Genomic DNA, 16,573 nt, shown 5'->3' with positions numbered 1-16,573 from the left:
GCGGGGCAGTCGCGTGCGGCTGTCGCCGCCGCGCTTATTGGGCTGCCTTGCGGGCGCGGCGGCGGGCTTGCCAGCCTACCAGGCCGAGGCCGGCCAGCAGCATGGCCCAGGTGTCGGCTTCCGGCACCGGGGCGGCCGGCGACGGGCCTTCGCCGTCCTGGCCGGAGAACACGCCGGGGCGCAAACGCGACATGTCGCGGTCGGCTGCCAGCAGCGCGGCCAGTTGCTCGGCTTCCAGGTCGGCGTCGCCCATGGCGGCCAGCACGCGCTCGGCGGCCGCGCGGCGCTCGGCCAGTTCCTGGGCGGTGAGCGGGTTGTCGTCCATCATGTTCGGGTCTTCCAGGCCCAGATCGGCCAGTTCGCCCGGGATGTGCAGCTCGCGGTCTTCTTGCTTTTCCGGCGCGGCGGCAGCGGCGGCCGCGGCCGCAGGGGTGCGGTTCACGCGGCTGACGTTGCCGCAGATGCGCGGCACCAGGATGCAGTGCTTGTCGACGCAATACACGGCGCCCGGCTCCACGCGGGTTTCGGCCCATTTATCGCGGGTGACGGTGGCGCATACCGACGATTTGCCAAAGTGCATGTCGCGGATGGCGGGATCGTACTGGTACTTGCCGGCAATGGTGCCGCGGGTGATGCTGACCTTGTCGTCGGACTGGCCTTCTTCCATGCGGCGCTTGAGCGTACTGCGCACGGCTTCCGGGATGTCGGTATAGCGGTCGATGGCGGCAGCGGCGCCGCCGGTATAGGGGTTGTGCCCCGGATTGTCCCACGAACAGGCGGGTTGGACGGTGGCGGCAGCGAGTGTGACAGCTAGCAGTAAGGGCATGTGATCTCTCGGGGCTAAACGCTATCGCAGGGGTTGGGCGCGGCGATGGGTTAATAATCTTAAACTTTGATTTCCGCGATGATATTACATTTTCTGCATCTGCGGGCGTGCTTGGAGGAATTATTTGATGCCGCGCACTACTTTGGCGCGCCGCAGCGCAACACTAGCATCTTGCATGCACCAGCCTGGGGCGCGGACGGGGCGCTGTCATAGAGGGAAACGCTTGCCCAAGTGGTTGTTTTCAGGGTAGAATCTCGGGTTGCTTGAATTTGGTTTAAGCAATGTTGTGTTCCTTAATCTTAAACACGCGAATCCGGTCGACAAGGGTGCCTGGCAATTGCCGAGGTGACTGATCGGATTCCAGAACTAACCCTGGAGTAAATTATGTCCGTAACTATGCGCGAAATGCTGGAAGCCGGTGTCCACTTCGGTCACCAAACCCGTTTCTGGAACCCAAAGATGGCACCGTTCATCTTCGGTCACCGCAACAAGATCCATATCATCAATCTGGAAAAGACGATGGGTATGTATCAGGAAGCGATGAAGCACGTGAAACAGGTTGCCGCAAGCCGTGGCACCATCCTGATGGTAGGCACCAAGCGTCAAGCACGCGATATCATCGCTGCTGAAGCCCAGCGCGCAGGCGTTCCTTATGTTGACCAGCGTTGGCTGGGCGGCATGCTGACCAACTTCAAGACCATCAAGACCTCGATCAAGCGCCTGAAAGACATGGAAGTCGCTCTGGAAGACGGTTCGGTTGAGAAGCTGTCGAAAAAAGAAGCGCTGATGTTCCAACGCGAAATCGCCAAGCTGCAAAAATCGATCGGCGGCATCAAAGACATGGGCGGCGTTCCTGACGCTATCTTCGTCGTTGACGTTGGCTACCACAAGGGCGCCATCACCGAAGCCGCTAAACTGGGCATCCCAGTGATCGGCGTGGTCGATACCAACCACTCGCCAGAAGGCGTGCAGTACGTCATTCCAGGCAACGACGACTCGTCGAAAGCCATCACGCTGTACGCCCGCGGCGTGGCAGACGCGATCCTGGAAGGCCGTTCGGCAGCCGGCGCTGAAGTTGTAGAGATGGTGAAAGCTGCAGCCGGCGACGAATTCGTCGAAGTCAGCGAACAGGCTTAATCGTTCCTGGCAGGCTGTACGAAAAAAGGGGTGGCCAACAGCTCCCCCTTTTTTTTAACTAACCACCCCCGAATACCGAATTACAGGAGAATTACATGGCAGCGATTACTGCAGCAATGGTAGGCGAACTGCGCGCGAAAACCGACGCGCCAATGATGGAATGCAAAAAAGCACTGACCGAAGCCGAAGGCGACATGGGTCGTGCGGAAGAGATCCTGCGCGTCAAGCTGGGCGGCAAAGCTGGCAAAGCAGCCAGCCGCATCACCGCGGAAGGCGTGGTGGCGACCTTCATCGCCGGCGGCGTGGGCGCCCTGGTGGAAGTGAACTCGGAAACCGACTTCGTCGCCAAAAACGACGACTTCCTGGCCCTGGCCAACACCGCCGCGCGCCTGGTGGCGGAAAAGAACCCAGCCGACGTGGCAGCCTTGCTGGCCCTGCCGGCTGCCGACGGCAAAACCCTGGACGAAGTGCGTTCGGCCCTGATCGGCAAGATCGGCGAAAACATGTCGATCCGCCGCTTCCAGCGTTTCGAAACCACCGCCAAGCTGGCGTCGTACCTGCACGGCACCCGTATCGGCGTGATGGTTGAGTTCGACGGCGCCGACGAGCAAGTGGGCAAGGACGTGGCAATGCACATCGCCGCCATGAAGCCAGTCGCGCTGTCGTCGGAACAGGTGCCAGCTGAACTGATCGAAAAAGAGCGTTCGGTGGCCAAGCTGAAAGCCGACGAAGATGCCGCTGCCGCTGTGGCCGCTGGCAAGCCAGTACAGCCTGCCGACATCGTCGCCAAGCGTCTGGAAGGCTCGGTGCAGAAGTACCTGAAAGAAGTATCGCTGCTGAACCAGGCTTTCGTGAAGAACGACAAGCAATCGATCGAGCAGATGCTGAAAGAGAAATCGACCACCGTGAAAGCCTTCACCATGTATGTGGTGGGCGAAGGTATCGAGAAGAAGGTCGACGACTTCGCCGCTGAAGTGGCCGCACAGATGGCCGCTTCCAAAGGAGCGTAATACAGAAAACGGGCCGAGAGGCCCGTTTTTTTAAGCCCGCAGCAGTACGCGGCGCCGGGCAGGGTATCATAGGCGCCGCAGAGTTAACCCCCGAACAACCCACTATTAGGAGCCCCGTCTCATGTCCAAACCAGCCTATAAGCGCGTCCTCCTCAAATTGTCCGGCGAAGCCCTGATGGGCGATGATCCTTACGGCATCAATCGCGCCACGATCGAACGGACGGTGGCCGATGTGGCCGAGGTCGCGAAACTGGGCGTGGAACTGGCGATCGTCATTGGCGGCGGCAATATCTTCCGTGGCGTGGCGCCCGGTGCGCAGGGCATGGACCGCGCCACCGCCGACTACATGGGCATGCTGGCCACCGTGATGAACGCGCTGGCCCTGGCCGACGCCATGCGCCATGTCGGCATCACCGCGCGGGTGATGTCGGCGATCGGCATCGAGCAGGTGGTCGAGCCGTATGTGCGCCCGAAAGCGCTGCAGTACCTGGAAGAAGGCAAGGTCGTGGTGTTCGCGGCCGGCACCGGCAACCCGTTCTTCACCACCGACACCGCCGCCTCGCTGCGCGGTTCGGAAGTGAGCGCGGAAATCGTGCTGAAAGCCACCAAGGTAGACGGCGTGTACACCGCCGACCCGAAAAAAGACCCGAACGCCACCCTGTACCGCTCGATCAGCTTCGATGAAGCCATCGCCAAGCACTTGCAGGTCATGGACGCCACCGCGTTTGCGCTGTGCCGCGACCAGAAATTGCCGATCAAGGTGTTCTCCATCACCAAGCCGGGCGCGCTGATGCGCGTCATCATGGGCGAGGATGAAGGTACACTGGTTCACGTTTAATACGCGTTTTATTTAGATACAACAGGAGAGCAGCAATGTCCGTAGCTGACGTTAAAAAGAGCGCGCAAGAGCGCATGGTGAAATCGCTGGAAACCCTGCGTGGCGACCTGGCCAAGGTGCGCACCGGCCGCGCCCACGCCGGCATCCTTGATAGCGTGATGGTGGATTATTACGGTAATCCGACCCCGATCAACCAGGTGGCCAACCTGACCCTGGTCGATGCCCGCACCATCGGCGTGCAGCCGTTCGAGAAGAAAATGGCGGCCGCCATCGAAAAAGCCATCCGCGATTCCGACCTCGGCCTGAACCCGTCGTCGCAGGGCGACATGATCCGCGTGCCGACCCCGCCGCTGACCGAAGAGCGCCGCAAGGAAATGGTCAAGCTGGTCAAGAGCGAAGGCGAAGATGCCAAGGTGGCGGTGCGCAACATCCGCCGCGATGCCAACGAAGGCCTGAAAAAGCTGGTCAAGGACAAAGCCATCTCGGAAGACGACGAGCGCCGCGGCACCGACGACATCCAGAAGCTGACCGACAAGGCGATCGCCGACATCGACAAGATGCTGGCAGAGAAAGAAAAAGAAGTTCTGACCGTTTAAGTCGGAGTAGCTACGTCATTCCCGCGCAGGCGGGAATCCATGCTGAGTGTCCAGGCACGCGGCCTATGGATTCCCGCTTTCGCGGGAATGACGCTTTTGCGGTAATCTTGTCTTTTTGCCTCACACCTGCAATACTTTATACTTTGGCACCAACGTTTTCATGAAATATACGAGTTCGACTACCGAGGTTCCAGACGCACCCGCCGTGCCGCGCCACGTGGCGATCATCATGGACGGCAACGGCCGCTGGGCCACCAAGCGCTTCCTGCCGCGCGTGGGCGGACACGTCAAGGGCGTGGAAGCCGTGCGCGCCGTGGTCGAAGCCTGCGCCCGCCGCGGCGTGGAATACCTGACCCTGTTTGCTTTCAGTTCGGAAAACTGGCGCCGCCCGGAAGAGGAAGTGTCGCTGCTGATGCGCCTGTTCGTGACGGCGCTGGAGCGCGAAGTCTCCAAGCTGCATGCCAATAACATCCGCCTCAAGGTGGTGGGCGACCTCAGCCGCTTTGACGACAAGCTGCAAGGCATGATTGCCGCCGCCGAGCGCAAGACCGCCGCCAACACCCGCATGACCGTCACCATTTGCGCCAACTACGGCGGCCGCTGGGACGTGATGCAAGCGGTCGGCCAGATGGTCAAAGCCCACCCCGGCATGACCGATTTCACCGAGGAGCAGCTGGCGCCGCACCTGGCCATGGCCTACGCGCCCGAGCCCGACCTGTTCATCCGCACCGGCGGCGAGCAGCGCATCTCCAATTTCCTGCTGTGGCAGCTGGCTTACACCGAGCTGTTCTTCACCGACACCTACTGGCCGGACTTTTCCGCCGAGTGTCTCGACGAGGCCATCGCCTCCTACCAGCACCGCGAGCGGCGATTCGGCCGCACCGGCGCGCAACTGGCTGAAAAGACAAACTGATGCTGAAAACGAGGATTATTACCGCTGTGGTCTTGCTGGCGGTGCTGCTGCCGGTCCTGTTCTTCAACTATTTCCCCGCGTTTGCCCTGGTGGTGACGCTGTTTGTCGGCGCCGCCGTGTGGGAGGGCGCCCGCCTGTTCGGCCTGAGCGAAAGCAAGGCGCGCGTGGCCGGCTTTGTCGGCGGCGCGCTGTTTGTCGCGCTGATGTACAGCGCCAAGCCGGGTTCGGTCAACGCGCTGTACGGCGTGGCCGCGCTGCTGTGGATCATCCGTTACGCGCCGACCCTGGGACTGGGCTTGCCGCAGATGGCCGGCGCGGCCAACTGGTCGCTGGCGATTACCTTCACCTTTGCCGTGTTCGCGGCCTTCTTTGCCATTGTCGGCCTGTACCTGCATTCGCCGCTGTACCTGCTGTCGGTGATGGCGCTGGTGTGGATTGCCGACATCGGCGCTTACTTCTCCGGCAAGGCCTTCGGCAAGCGCAAGCTGGCGCCGACCATCTCGCCCGGCAAGTCGTGGGAAGGCGCGATCGGCGGCGCGATGGCCGTGCTGGTGATTGCCGCCATCTCGGTGCTGCTGGCCGACGGCGCCGCGCCATGGCTGCAAGACACCTTCGCCTACAAGCTGCAAGCCCGCTTCGGCTGGGGCCTGACGCTGCTGATCCTGCTGGTGATCGTGATGTTCTCCGTCATCGGCGACCTGTTTGAATCCGCGCTCAAGCGCCGCGCCGGCATGAAGGACAGCAGCAACCTGCTGCCTGGCCACGGCGGCGTGCTGGACCGCGTGGACGCGCTGATCCCGGTGCTGCCGATGGCCGCGCTGGTCACGTCCTGGATCTGAAAGACTCATCATGCAAGGTATTACCGTTTTAGGCGCCACCGGTTCGATCGGCGTATCCACGCTGGACGTGGTGGCGCGCCATCCCGGGCGCTACACCGTCTACGCCCTGTCGGCGCACAGCCGCGTCGATGAGCTGGCCGCGCAGTGCGTGCAGTTCCGCCCGGCGCGCGCGGTGGTCGGCAGCGCCGCCGCCGCCGACCGCCTGGCCGCGCTGTTGCGCGCGGCCGGCGTCAAGACCGAGGTGGAGTGGGGCGAGCAAGCCCTGTGCAGCATCGCCAGCGCGCCGGAAGTCGACAGCGTGATGGCCGCCATCGTGGGCGCGGCCGGCCTGGCGCCGACCCTGGCCGCCGCCCGCGCCGGCAAGAAAGTCCTGCTGGCCAACAAGGAAGCGCTGGTCATGTCCGGCCAGCTGTTCATGGACGCGGTGCATGAATCGGGCGCCGTGCTGCTGCCGATCGACAGCGAACACAACGCCATCTTCCAGTCCATGCCGCAGTTCGGCGGCAAGATGCCGGCGGTGCGCGACGGCGCCGCCGGCGTGGCCAAGATCCTGCTGACCGCATCCGGCGGTCCGTTCCTGACGCGCGACGTCGCCACGCTGGACGCGGTGACGCCGGAGCAGGCCTGCAAGCATCCCAACTGGTCGATGGGCCGCAAGATTTCGGTCGATTCGGCCACCATGATGAACAAGGGCCTGGAAGTGATCGAGGCGCACTGGCTGTTCGGCGCGCCGGCTGACCAGATCGAGGTGGTGATCCACCCGCAGTCGGTGATCCACTCCATGGTGTCCTACGTCGACGGCTCGGTGCTGGCGCAGCTGGGCAACCCGGACATGCGCACCCCGATCGCCCACGCACTGGCCTACCCGGAGCGCATCGCCTCCGGCGTGGCGCAGCTGGACCTGACCCAGATCGCCACCCTGCAATTCGAACGGCCGGACTTCAAGCGCTTCCCGTGCCTGGCGCTGGCCTTTGACGCGCTGCGCGCCGGCGGCACCGCGCCGGCCCTGCTGAACGCGGCCAACGAAGTGGCGGTGCAAGCCTTCCTCGACCTGAAGATCGGCTTCCGCCAGATCGACCGCGTGATCGCTCAGGTGGTCGACCAGCTGCCGCACGGCGCCGCCCACAGCATCGAAGCGGTGATGGCGCAGGACGCCGCCGCCCGCGCCGCTGCTGAAACCATGATCGCCGGACTGGCAAAATGAACTTCCTGCAAACCGTGCTGGCGTTCATCGTCTGCCTCGGCTCGCTGATCGTGTTCCACGAACTGGGCCACTATCTGGTGGCGCGCTGGTGCGGCGTGAAAGTGCTGCGCTTTTCGGTCGGCATGGGCAAGGTGGTGTGGTCGCGCCGTTTCGGCCCGGACCAGACCGAATGGGCCATCTCGGCGCTGCCGCTGGGCGGCTACGTCAAGATGCTGGATGCGCGCGAGGGCGAACTGGCCGGCCTGCCGGAAGCCGACCTGAAACGCGAGTTCACGCGCCAGAACGTGTGGAAGCGCATCGCCATCGTGGCGGCCGGCCCGCTGGCCAACTTCCTGATCGCCATCGTGCTGTTTGCCGGCCTGTACATGCACGGCATTGAAGAACCCAGCAGCAAGATCAGCGTGATCGCCGGCGGCAAGGCTGCCCAGGCCGGCCTGCAGACCGGCGACGTCATCACCGCCATCAATGAACAACCGGTGCAGGTCTGGTCGGAACTGCGCTGGCAGCTGATCCAGGCCGCCATCGACAAGCATGATCTGCGGCTGGCCGTGGAGCGCGCAGGGCAGGGCCGCGTGGCCGCCACCGTGCCGGCCGCGGCGCTGGCCGGCCTGGACCTGGAAGGCGACGTGCCCGGCCAGCTGGGCGTGGGCGTGGCGCGCCCGGCGCCGGTGGTGCAGCAGGTGATGCCGGGCAGCCCGGCCGAACGCGCCGGCTTGCAGCCGGGCGACTTGCTGACCTCGGTCGACGGGGTGGCGGTGGCGGACGGCATCGCCTTCATCGAGATCATCCGCGGCGCCGCCGGCAAAACCGTGCAGGTGCAGCTGGAGCGCGCCAGCCAGCCGCTCATCATCAGCATGGTGCCGCAGGCCGAGCAGGCAAAAAGCGGCAAAGGAACTGTAACAGTCGGTAAGATCGGCGCTTACGTCGCGCTGCAGCCGGATATGATCAGCGTGCCATCATCCCCGTTTGCGGCCGTCGGCAAGGCGGTCGCCAAGGTCTGGGAAACTTGTACGATGACGCTGAAGATGATCGGCAAGATGATCACCGGCGAGGCTTCGCTCAAGAACGTCACCGGCCCGATCACGATTGCCGATTATGCCGGCCAGACCGCCAGGATGGGCGCGGCGAGCTATTTGAGCTTTATCGCCTTCATCAGCATTAGTCTGGGTGTTATGAATTTGCTGCCGATTCCCGTTCTAGACGGGGGGCATTTGCTGTATTATTCGCTGGAAGTTTTAACTGGGCGTTCTGTGCCGGAGCGCGTAGGCGAAATTGCGCAGCGCCTGGGCATGGGGTTGTTGCTGACCCTGATGCTGCTGGCGGTGTTTAATGACGTCGCCCGGTTGTTGTAGTAGTTCCCGTTGATTTAGCCATTGAACCCGATGAAATTATATTCTGACCGTATTACTTCAACTTCCTTGCGCCGTAGCCTGATCGGCGCCGCTGTCCTGGCACTGTGCAGCGGCAGCGCCATGGCGATCGATCCATTCGTCATCAAAGATATCCGCGTCGAAGGGATCCAGCGTACGGAAGCCGGTACGGTCTTCAGCTATCTGCCGGTGCGCGTTGGCGAAACCTTCAACGACGACAAATCCGTGACCGCCATCAAGGCCCTGTATGCCACCGGCTTCTTCAAGGATGTGAAGCTGGAAAAGGATGGCCAGGTGCTGGTGGTGCTGGTCGAGGAACGCCCGGCCATCGCCAAGGTGGATTTCACCGGCACCAAGGAATTTGAAAAAGATACGCTGGTCAAGGCGCTGAAAGACATCGGCGTGGGCGAGACCAAGATTTTCGACAAGGCTTCGGTCGACCGCGCCGAGCAGGAACTGAAGCGCCAGTACCTGTCGCGCGGCCTGTATGGCGTGAAGGTGGTCACCACCGTCACCCCGATCGAGCGTAACCGCGTGACCATCACCTTTGCGGTGGACGAGGGCGAGATCGCCAAGATCAAGGAAATCAACATTGTCGGCAACAAGGTGTTCAGCGACAAGGAGCTGAAAGACCAGCTGGCGCTCAACACCGGCGGCTGGTTCAGCTGGTACACCAAGGCCAACCAGTATTCCAAGACCAAGCTGACCGGCGATATCGAGTCGCTCAAGTCCTTCTACCTGAACCGCGGCTACATCGAGATGAACATCGAGTCGACCCAGGTGTCGATCACGCCGGACAAGAAGGACATCTACATCACCATCAACATCACCGAGGGTGAGAAGTACAACGTCAAGGACATCAAGTTCGAGGGCGAGACCTTCGGCCGCGAGGAAGAACTGCGCTCGCTGGTGCTGCTGCGCAAAGGCCAGGTGTACTCGGGCGAGCTGCTGACCGCCACCAACAAGCTGATTTCGGACCGCCTGGGCACGTTCGGCTATGCCTTCGCCAACGTCAACGCCAACCCGGACATCGACCGCGACAAGCGCGAAGTGTCGTTCACCTTCTTCATCGATCCGGGCAAGCGCGCCTACGTGCGCCACATGAACATCGCCGGCAACACCACCACCCGCGATGAGGTGATCCGCCGCGAATTCCGCCAGTTCGAATCGAGCTGGTACGACGCCAACAAGATCAAGCTGTCGCGCGACCGCGTCGACCGTCTGGGCTACTTCAAGGACGTGACCATCGACACGCCGGAAGCGCAGGGCACGTCCGACCAGGTGGACGTCAACCTGACCGTGACCGAGAAACCGACCGGCAACTTCCAGATCGGCGGCGCCTTCTCGCAGTCGGAGAAGTTCTCGTTCCAGGCGGCGGTGCAGCAGGCTAACTTTGCCGGTTCCGGCACCACCGTGGGCCTGGAGCTGAACACCTCCAAGTACAGCCGCACGATTTCGTTCTCGCAGACCGACCCTTATTACACCGACGACGGCGTGTCGCGCGGCTACGAGCTGTATCTGCGCACCACCAAACCGCCGGCGGTCAACATCGGTTACTACACCATCAAGCAGCATGGCGGCCGCATCAGCTACGGCGTGCCGTTCTCGGAAGTGGACACCGTGTTCTTCGGCATCGGCCTGGAACGCTCGCAGATCACCACCGACGCCACCTCGCCGATCCGCTTCCAGGAATACGTGAACAGCATCAACGGCACCACCACCGGCGTCGGCACCGCGTCGACCAATGCCGTGCCGCTGACGGCCGCGTGGGCGCGCGACAGCCGCGACTCGGCGCTGACGCCGACCGTGGGCCGCTACCAGCGCGCCAATCTGGAAATCGACGTGGTCGGCAAGCAGAAATACTACCGTGCGGTGTACGAGCACCAGTGGTACAAGCCGCTGTACCAGAAGGTCACGCTGGCGCTCAAGGGCGAGATCGACTACGGTCGCGGCCTGGGCAACAGCAGCTATCCGGTGTTCAAGAACTTCTATGGCGGCGGCATCGGTTCGGTGCGCGGCTACTACAGCTCCTCGCTGGGCGCGGTCGACTACACCTATGGCGACGCCCTGGGCGGCGCTTCGCGCCTGATCGGCAATGCCGAGCTGCAGCTGCCGTTCCCGGGTTCGGGCCAGGACCGCAGCCTGCGCTGGTTCGGCTTCCTCGACGGCGGCCAGGTGTACCAGGAAGGCGAGAAGATGCGCCTGTCCCAACTGCGCTATTCGACCGGCCTGGGGATCAGCTGGATTTCCCCGGTGGGTCCGCTGAAACTGAGTTATGCTAAGCCACTGAACGCCAAGACCGGCGACCGTCTGGAACGCTTCCAGTTCCAGATGGGTAGCGGCTTCTGATGATTTTTGGCATTAATTTTTACCTCGGAGAAATAAGTTGAAGACTGCATCCATGACCAAATATCTCGCCGTGCTTGCATTGGGCTGGTGTGCATTGGCGCCGGTGCAGGCTCAGACCTCGGCTTCGCGCATCGCGTGGATCAGCCCTGAGCGCATCTATAACGAATCCAAGCTGGCCAAGCTGGCGGAAGAAAAGCTCAAGGAAGAATTCAAGTCGCGCGAGAAAGCCATGAATGACATGGCCGGCCGCCTCAAGGCCGCTTCGGAAAAACTGGAGAAGGATGCGCCGACCCTGAGCGAGGCCGACCGCATCAAGCGCCAGCGCGACGTGTTTGAGCTGGACAAGGAATACCAGCGCCGCCAGCGCGAGTTCCGCGAAGACGTCAGCCAGCGCACCAATGAGGAGCGCCAGGCGATTTCGGAAAAAGCCACCAAGATCATCAAGCAGCTGGCCAGCGTGGAAGGCTTTGACATCGTGCTGCAGGACGCGGTCTGGGCCAGCAACCGCATCGACATCACCGACAAGGTGCTGGCGGCCCTGGATAAAGACAAATAAAGACAAGATTGGATCACCCGATGGGCACTCGACTAGGAGCATTGGTCGAACGCTTGGGCGGACAGCTGGTGGGCGACGCGAACCTGGAAGTGAGCGGGATCGCGCCCCTGGCTGATGCCGGCGTTTCGCACATCAGCTTTCTCAGCAATAGCAAGCTGCGCGCACAGGCGCTGCAGAGCAAGGCGGCGGCACTGATTGTGTCGGCCGCCGATGACGCATTCATCGCGGCCGGTTACAGCGGCGCGCGCATCGTCGTTCCGAATCCCTACGTGTACTTCGCCCGCGCGGCGCAGTATTTCGCATCGCTGACGGCCATCGTGCCGGCGGCCGGGGTGCATGCCAGCGCGGTGGTGGCGGAGAGCGCGCAAATCGCGCCCTCGGCCCACATCGGTGCGCGCGTGGTGATCGAGGATGGCGCCGTGATCGAAGAAGGCGCGGTGATTGGCGCCGGCTGCTTCATCGGCCGCGAGGCGGTGATCGGTGCGGAAACCAAACTGTTCGCCAACGTGACCTTCCACGCGTACTGCCAGATCGGCAGGCGCGGCATCATCCACTCCGGCGCTGTGATCGGCACCGACGGCTTTGGCTTTGCCAACGAGGGCGGCGTCTACATCAAGATCCCGCAGACCGGCCGCGTGATGATCGGCGATGACGTCGATATCGGCGCCAACACCACCATCGACCGCGGCGCCTTGGCCGATACGATTATTGAAGACGGCGTGAAGCTGGATAACCAGATCCAGATCGGCCATAACTGCCACATCGGCGCGCACACGGCGATGGCCGGCTGCGTCGGCGTGGCCGGCAGCGCCAGGATCGGCAAGTATTGCACCTTTGGCGGCGCGGCCATGGTGCTGGGCCACCTGACCATCGTCGACAAGGTGCATGTGGGTTCGGGCAGCATGGTATCGCGCTCGATCCTGGAGCCGGGCCAGTACACCGGCTTCTACCCGCTGGCCAAGAACGCCGATTGGGAAAAATCGGCGGTCATTGTGCGCAACCTGTCGGCCATGCGCGATAAAATCCGCGCGCTTGAAAAAATCATTAAGACGAAATCAGAAGAAGACGAATCATGACCACTACCGAAACTTCCAAAACCATGGATATCTGCGAGATCAAATCCTACCTGCCGCACCGCTACCCGCTGCTGCTGGTGGACCGCGTGATCTCGTACGAAGAGGGCAAGACCATCACCGCCATCAAGAACGTGACCGTGAACGAAGAATTCTTCAACGGCCACTTCCCGCACAAGCCAGTGATGCCGGGCGTGCTGATGATCGAGGCGATGGCGCAGACCGCGGCCCTGCTGTCGTTCAAGACCATGAACCTGAAGCCGGACGAAAATTCGGTGGTGTACTTCGTCGGCATCGACGCGGCGCGCTTCAAGCGTCCGGTCGGTCCTGGCGACCAGCTGAAAATGGAAGTCGAGATCCTGCGCAATGCGCGTGGCATCTGGAAGTACAAGGCGGTCGGTTCGGTCGACGGCCAGGTGGCCGTGGAAGCGGAACTGATGTGCACCATCCGCAGCGCCGCTGACGCTTCGCAGCCTGCAGGCCAATAATCATGGCGAAAATTCACGCCACCGCCATCGTTGACAGCAAGGCCGAGCTGCACGAGAGCGTCGAGATCGGCCCGTACTCGGTCATCGGCCCGGACGTCACCATCGGCTCCGGCACGGTGGTGGGGCCGCACGTGGTGATCGAAGGCCATACCACCATTGGCAGCGACAACAAGTTCTTCCAGTTCTCGTCGATCGGCGCCGCGCCGCAGGACAAGAAGTGGAAGGGCGAACCGACCCGTCTGACCATTGGCGACCGCAATACCATCCGCGAGTTCTGCACCTTCAACACCGGCACGGTGCAGGACAAGGGCGTCACTTCGCTTGGCAACGACAACTGGATTTCGGCCTATGTCCACCTGGCGCATGACTGCCAGGTCGGCAGCAACACCATCTTCTCGAATAACGCGCAGATCGCCGGCCACGTGGAGATCGGCGACTGGGTCATCATGAGCGGCTTCGCCAATGTGCACCAGTTCTGCAAGATCGGCGCGCACGCGTTTGTCGGCATGAGCACCTCGCTGACCCAGGACGTGCCGCCGTTCGTGCTGCTGAACGGGAATCCGGCAGCGGCGCACGGCGTCAACATCGAAGGCCTGAAACGCCGCGGCTTCACGCGCGAGCAGATCAACGGCATCCGCGCCGCCTACAAGATCATCTACCGCTCCGGCCTCACGCTGGAAGAAGCCAAGGCGGCGCTGATCGCTGAAGAGGCGGCGGTGCCGGCCGACGTGGCGCTGCACATGCGTGCCATGCGCGAGTTCCTCGATACCGCGACCCGTGGCATCGTCCGATAAAACGCAGGCGGGGCGCGTCCCCGCCATCGCCCTCGTGGCAGGCGAGCCGTCCGGCGACATGCTGGCGGCTCGTTTGCTTTCCGGCCTGCGTCCGCATCTGCCGGATGCTTACTTCCATGGCATCGGCGGTCCGGCGATGATGGAGCAGGGCTTTGAGTCGCACTGGCCTATGGACCAGCTGACCGTGCGCGGCCTGGTGCCGGTGCTGATGCGCTATCGCGAACTGAAAGGCATCCAGACGGCATTGCGCGACCGCCTGCTGGCCGAACGTCCGGCCGCCTTCATCGGCGCCGACTACCCGGGCTTTAACCTGGGCCTGGAGATGGAGCTGAAAGCGGCCGGCATCCCGACCGTGCACTACATCGGCCCGCAGATCTGGGCCTGGCGCGGTGGCCGCATCAAGAAAATCATCAAGGCGGTGTCGCACATGCTGGTGGTGTTTCCGTTCGAGGAAGCGATTTACCAGCAGGCCGGCGTGCCGGTCAGCTATGTCGGCCATCCGCTGGCCGAGCTGATTCCCCTGAAGCCGGATGAAAACGCCGCCAGGCGCGCGCTGGGCATGCCGGAAGATGCCAACGTGGTCACCATCATGCCGGGCAGCCGCATGTCGGAGATCAAGTACAACACGGTGGCCTTCATGCAGGCGGCCAAACTGCTGAAGGCGCGCGACCGCACGCTGCGCTTCGTCGCGCCGATGGCCGGCGAGCGCCAGAAGCAGTACTTCCTGCAACTGGTGGCGCAGGCCGGCCTGCAGGACGTCGGGATCCAGCTGCTGGACGGCCAGTCACATACCGCGATCGCGGCCGCCGACGCGGTGCTGGTGGCTTCCGGCACGGCGTCGCTGGAAGTGGCGCTGTTCAAGAAGCCGATGGTGATCGCCTACAGGATGATGGAGCTGGAATGGCAAATTCTGCGCCACTTCGGCTACCAGCCGTGGATCGGCCTGCCGAACATCCTGGCGCGCGAATTCCTGGTGCCGGAGCTGCTGCAGCACGCGGCCAATCCGGAAGCGCTGGCGGAAGCCATGTGGAAGCAGCTGAGCGACGCGCCGCACCGCTTGCGGCTGACGCAGCGTTTCACCGATATGCATCACAGCCTGCTGCGCAACAGCGCGGCGGAGAGCGCAGCCGCCGTGCTGCGCGTTATTGAAGGACGAAAGTGAAGAACCAAAATCTCGGCCTGTTCGACGACCTGCCGGAATCGCCGGACGAAATCATCTGCGGCGTGGACGAAGCGGGCCGCGGGCCGCTGGCCGGCCCGGTGTTTGCCGCTGCCGTCATCCTCGACGCTTCGCGCCCGATTGAGGGGCTGCGCGATTCGAAAAAGCTGACCGAGGCTAGGCGCGACCTGCTGGCGCCGCTGATCAAGGCGCAAGCCCTGGCCTGGGCCATCGCGGAAGCGTCGGAAGCGGAAATCGACAAGCTGAATATCCTGCAGGCGTCCATGCTGGCCATGCGCCGTGCGGTGGAAGCGCTGAGCACCGTGCCGACGCTGGCCCTGATCGATGGCAACCGCTGTCCGGTGATGAAAATCCAGAGCATTGCCGTCATCGGTGGTGACGACAAGGTGGATGCCATCTCGGCTGCCTCCATCCTGGCCAAGACCGCGCGCGACGCCGCGCTGGTGACGCTGCATGCCCAATATCCGCAATACTGCTTCGACCAGCACAAAGGCTATGGCACCGCGCTGCACCTGGAGCGCCTGCGCGAGCACGGCCCGTCGCCGGTGCATCGCCGCTCCTTCGCGCCGGTGCGCGCGCTGCTGGAGGTGGGCCTGTGAAGACCATCACTTCGCGCGATAACGCGCAATACAAGGAACTGGTCAAGCTGGCCGGCAGCCAGCAGGCGCGCCGCAAGGCCGGCCGCACGCTGCTGGATGGCGTGCACCTGTGCCAATCATTCCTGCAGCTGCGCGGCATGCCGGAGCAGTGCGTGGTCAGTGAAAGCGCGCTGCAAAATCCGGAAGTGATGGACATCGTTGGCCAGCTGGAAGCGCAACGCGCGCATGTGCTGGCCTTGCCGGATGCGCTGTACAACGCCGTCAGCCAGGTGGAGCACGGCGTCGGCGTGATGTTCCTGATCGCCACGCCGGAACGCAGCGTGAGCGAAGCGCTGAGCGTATCGGCAGTGCTGCTGGACGGCGTGCAGGACCCGGGCAATATGGGGTCCATCCTGCGCAGCGCGGCGGCAGCCGGCATCCGGCAGGTGTACTGCAGCGCCGGTTCGGCGTTCTGCTGGTCGCCCAAGGTGCTGCGCGCGGCCATGGGGGCGCACTTTGTGCTTGATATCTTTGAAAACGTCGACCTGGCTGAGCTGGTGCGCAACGCGCGCGTGCCAACGCTGGCCACCAGCGGCTATGCTGCGCAGCGCCTGTACGACATCGACCTGCGCCAGCCGGTGGCCTGGATTTTCGGCCACGAAGGGCAGGGCGTGGCGGACGACCTGCTGTCGCTGGCCACGCACAAGGTGGTGATTCCGCATCTGGGGCAGGTGGAGTCGCTCAATGTGGCTGCCTGTGCGGCAGTTTGCTTTTTCGAGCAAGTAAGGCAGAATCAGACGTAAGCACATACGTGGAGTCGTC

17 protein-coding genes are annotated in these 16,573 nt (G+C 63.1%); 16 read left to right on the top strand and 1 reads right to left on the bottom strand.

Going from position 1 to position 16,573, the window contains the following annotated elements:
- Nucleotides 1-34: 34 nt before the first annotated feature.
- Nucleotides 35-826, bottom strand: a complete 792-nt coding sequence (locus ABDW57_RS16900) for an MHFG family PEP-CTERM protein (RefSeq protein WP_343731339.1) — start codon at nucleotides 824-826, stop codon at nucleotides 35-37.
- A gap of 384 nt (nucleotides 827-1,210) precedes the next feature.
- On the opposite strand from ABDW57_RS16900, the gene rpsB reads away from it, so the two are divergent.
- From rpsB to ABDW57_RS16820, 16 genes are all read left to right on the top strand, one after another.
- The gene (rpsB, locus tag ABDW57_RS16895) at nucleotides 1,211-1,963 is read left to right on the top strand and encodes a 30S ribosomal protein S2 (protein WP_343731338.1); all 753 of its coding nucleotides are present in this window, start codon (nucleotides 1,211-1,213) and stop codon (nucleotides 1,961-1,963) included.
- A gap of 95 nt (nucleotides 1,964-2,058) precedes the next feature.
- Nucleotides 2,059-2,973 carry a translation elongation factor Ts gene (tsf, locus tag ABDW57_RS16890; RefSeq protein ID WP_343731337.1) on the top strand — a complete coding sequence of 305 codons (915 nt, stop codon included), beginning with the start codon at nucleotides 2,059-2,061 and terminating at the stop codon, nucleotides 2,971-2,973.
- A gap of 121 nt (nucleotides 2,974-3,094) precedes the next feature.
- Nucleotides 3,095-3,811 carry a UMP kinase gene (pyrH, locus tag ABDW57_RS16885; RefSeq protein WP_176649798.1) on the top strand — a complete coding sequence of 239 codons (717 nt, stop codon included), beginning with the start codon at nucleotides 3,095-3,097 and terminating at the stop codon, nucleotides 3,809-3,811.
- A 35-nt stretch (nucleotides 3,812-3,846) separates the two neighbouring features.
- The gene (gene frr / locus ABDW57_RS16880; protein WP_343731336.1) at nucleotides 3,847-4,407 is read left to right on the top strand and encodes a ribosome recycling factor; all 561 of its coding nucleotides are present in this window, start codon (nucleotides 3,847-3,849) and stop codon (nucleotides 4,405-4,407) included.
- A 160-nt stretch (nucleotides 4,408-4,567) separates the two neighbouring features.
- A complete protein-coding gene (gene uppS, locus ABDW57_RS16875) occupies nucleotides 4,568-5,320 on the top strand; it encodes a polyprenyl diphosphate synthase (RefSeq protein ID WP_343731335.1) in 753 nt (250 codons plus the stop codon).
- Nucleotides 5,320-6,159 (top strand): phosphatidate cytidylyltransferase, encoded by an 840-nt coding sequence (locus ABDW57_RS16870; protein ID WP_343731334.1) that lies wholly within the window; start codon nucleotides 5,320-5,322, stop codon nucleotides 6,157-6,159. The genes uppS and ABDW57_RS16870 overlap by 1 nt, the downstream gene beginning before the upstream one ends.
- A 10-nt stretch (nucleotides 6,160-6,169) precedes the next feature.
- Nucleotides 6,170-7,363 carry a 1-deoxy-D-xylulose-5-phosphate reductoisomerase gene (gene ispC, locus ABDW57_RS16865; protein ID WP_343731333.1) on the top strand — a complete coding sequence of 398 codons (1,194 nt, stop codon included), beginning with the start codon at nucleotides 6,170-6,172 and terminating at the stop codon, nucleotides 7,361-7,363.
- Complete coding sequence (gene rseP / locus ABDW57_RS16860; RefSeq protein WP_343731332.1) at nucleotides 7,360-8,715, top strand: RIP metalloprotease RseP; 1,356 nt, start codon at nucleotides 7,360-7,362, stop codon at nucleotides 8,713-8,715. Before ispC ends, rseP begins: the two co-directional genes overlap by 4 nt.
- Before the next feature lie 30 nt (nucleotides 8,716-8,745).
- Nucleotides 8,746-11,082, top strand: coding sequence for an outer membrane protein assembly factor BamA (gene bamA / locus ABDW57_RS16855; protein WP_343731331.1), 2,337 nt, complete (start codon nucleotides 8,746-8,748; stop codon nucleotides 11,080-11,082).
- Between the two features lie 52 nt (nucleotides 11,083-11,134).
- Complete coding sequence (locus ABDW57_RS16850; RefSeq protein ID WP_343731330.1) at nucleotides 11,135-11,638, top strand: OmpH family outer membrane protein; 504 nt, start codon at nucleotides 11,135-11,137, stop codon at nucleotides 11,636-11,638.
- A gap of 20 nt (nucleotides 11,639-11,658) precedes the next feature.
- Complete coding sequence (gene lpxD / locus ABDW57_RS16845) at nucleotides 11,659-12,714, top strand: UDP-3-O-(3-hydroxymyristoyl)glucosamine N-acyltransferase (RefSeq protein ID WP_343731329.1); 1,056 nt, start codon at nucleotides 11,659-11,661, stop codon at nucleotides 12,712-12,714.
- Nucleotides 12,711-13,199 carry a 3-hydroxyacyl-ACP dehydratase FabZ gene (gene fabZ / locus ABDW57_RS16840; protein ID WP_343731328.1) on the top strand — a complete coding sequence of 163 codons (489 nt, stop codon included), beginning with the start codon at nucleotides 12,711-12,713 and terminating at the stop codon, nucleotides 13,197-13,199. Before lpxD ends, fabZ begins: the two co-directional genes overlap by 4 nt.
- A 2-nt stretch (nucleotides 13,200-13,201) precedes the next feature.
- A complete protein-coding gene (gene lpxA / locus ABDW57_RS16835; RefSeq protein WP_343731327.1) occupies nucleotides 13,202-13,993 on the top strand; it encodes an acyl-ACP--UDP-N-acetylglucosamine O-acyltransferase in 792 nt (263 codons plus the stop codon).
- Nucleotides 13,977-15,155: a lipid-A-disaccharide synthase gene (gene lpxB / locus ABDW57_RS16830; RefSeq protein WP_343731326.1), complete on the top strand. Its 1,179-nt coding sequence runs from the start codon at nucleotides 13,977-13,979 to the stop codon at nucleotides 15,153-15,155. The genes lpxA and lpxB overlap by 17 nt, the downstream gene beginning before the upstream one ends.
- Complete coding sequence (rnhB, locus tag ABDW57_RS16825) at nucleotides 15,152-15,772, top strand: ribonuclease HII (RefSeq protein ID WP_343731325.1); 621 nt, start codon at nucleotides 15,152-15,154, stop codon at nucleotides 15,770-15,772. The genes lpxB and rnhB overlap by 4 nt, the downstream gene beginning before the upstream one ends.
- Nucleotides 15,769-16,554, top strand: coding sequence for an RNA methyltransferase (locus ABDW57_RS16820; protein WP_343731324.1), 786 nt, complete (start codon nucleotides 15,769-15,771; stop codon nucleotides 16,552-16,554). Before rnhB ends, ABDW57_RS16820 begins: the two co-directional genes overlap by 4 nt.
- The last annotated feature ends 19 nt before the right edge of the window (nucleotides 16,555-16,573 follow it).

It is taken from the genome of Duganella sp., assembly GCF_039595735.1.
In the GTDB taxonomy this organism is placed as follows: domain Bacteria; phylum Pseudomonadota; class Gammaproteobacteria; order Burkholderiales; family Burkholderiaceae_D; genus Rugamonas.
The sequence above is the reverse complement of the archived record's forward strand: the minus strand, read 5'-3'. Positions and strand labels throughout refer to the sequence as shown.

What these genes read in the sequence shown, in the direction of transcription:
- ABDW57_RS16900 (WP_343731339.1), bottom strand. Translation starts at nt 826, where the DNA reads ATGCCCTTACTGCTAGCTGTCACACTCGCTGCCGCCACCGTCCAACCC.
- rpsB (WP_343731338.1), top strand. Translation starts at nt 1,211, where the DNA reads ATGTCCGTAACTATGCGCGAAATGCTGGAAGCCGGTGTCCACTTCGGT.
- tsf (WP_343731337.1), top strand. Translation starts at nt 2,059, where the DNA reads ATGGCAGCGATTACTGCAGCAATGGTAGGCGAACTGCGCGCGAAAACC.
- pyrH (WP_176649798.1), top strand. Translation starts at nt 3,095, where the DNA reads ATGTCCAAACCAGCCTATAAGCGCGTCCTCCTCAAATTGTCCGGCGAA.
- frr (WP_343731336.1), top strand. Translation starts at nt 3,847, where the DNA reads ATGTCCGTAGCTGACGTTAAAAAGAGCGCGCAAGAGCGCATGGTGAAA.
- uppS (WP_343731335.1), top strand. Translation starts at nt 4,568, where the DNA reads ATGAAATATACGAGTTCGACTACCGAGGTTCCAGACGCACCCGCCGTG.
- ABDW57_RS16870 (WP_343731334.1), top strand. Translation starts at nt 5,320, where the DNA reads ATGCTGAAAACGAGGATTATTACCGCTGTGGTCTTGCTGGCGGTGCTG.
- ispC (WP_343731333.1), top strand. Translation starts at nt 6,170, where the DNA reads ATGCAAGGTATTACCGTTTTAGGCGCCACCGGTTCGATCGGCGTATCC.
- rseP (WP_343731332.1), top strand. Translation starts at nt 7,360, where the DNA reads ATGAACTTCCTGCAAACCGTGCTGGCGTTCATCGTCTGCCTCGGCTCG.
- bamA (WP_343731331.1), top strand. Translation starts at nt 8,746, where the DNA reads ATGAAATTATATTCTGACCGTATTACTTCAACTTCCTTGCGCCGTAGC.
- ABDW57_RS16850 (WP_343731330.1), top strand. Translation starts at nt 11,135, where the DNA reads ATGACCAAATATCTCGCCGTGCTTGCATTGGGCTGGTGTGCATTGGCG.
- lpxD (WP_343731329.1), top strand. Translation starts at nt 11,659, where the DNA reads ATGGGCACTCGACTAGGAGCATTGGTCGAACGCTTGGGCGGACAGCTG.
- fabZ (WP_343731328.1), top strand. Translation starts at nt 12,711, where the DNA reads ATGACCACTACCGAAACTTCCAAAACCATGGATATCTGCGAGATCAAA.
- lpxA (WP_343731327.1), top strand. Translation starts at nt 13,202, where the DNA reads ATGGCGAAAATTCACGCCACCGCCATCGTTGACAGCAAGGCCGAGCTG.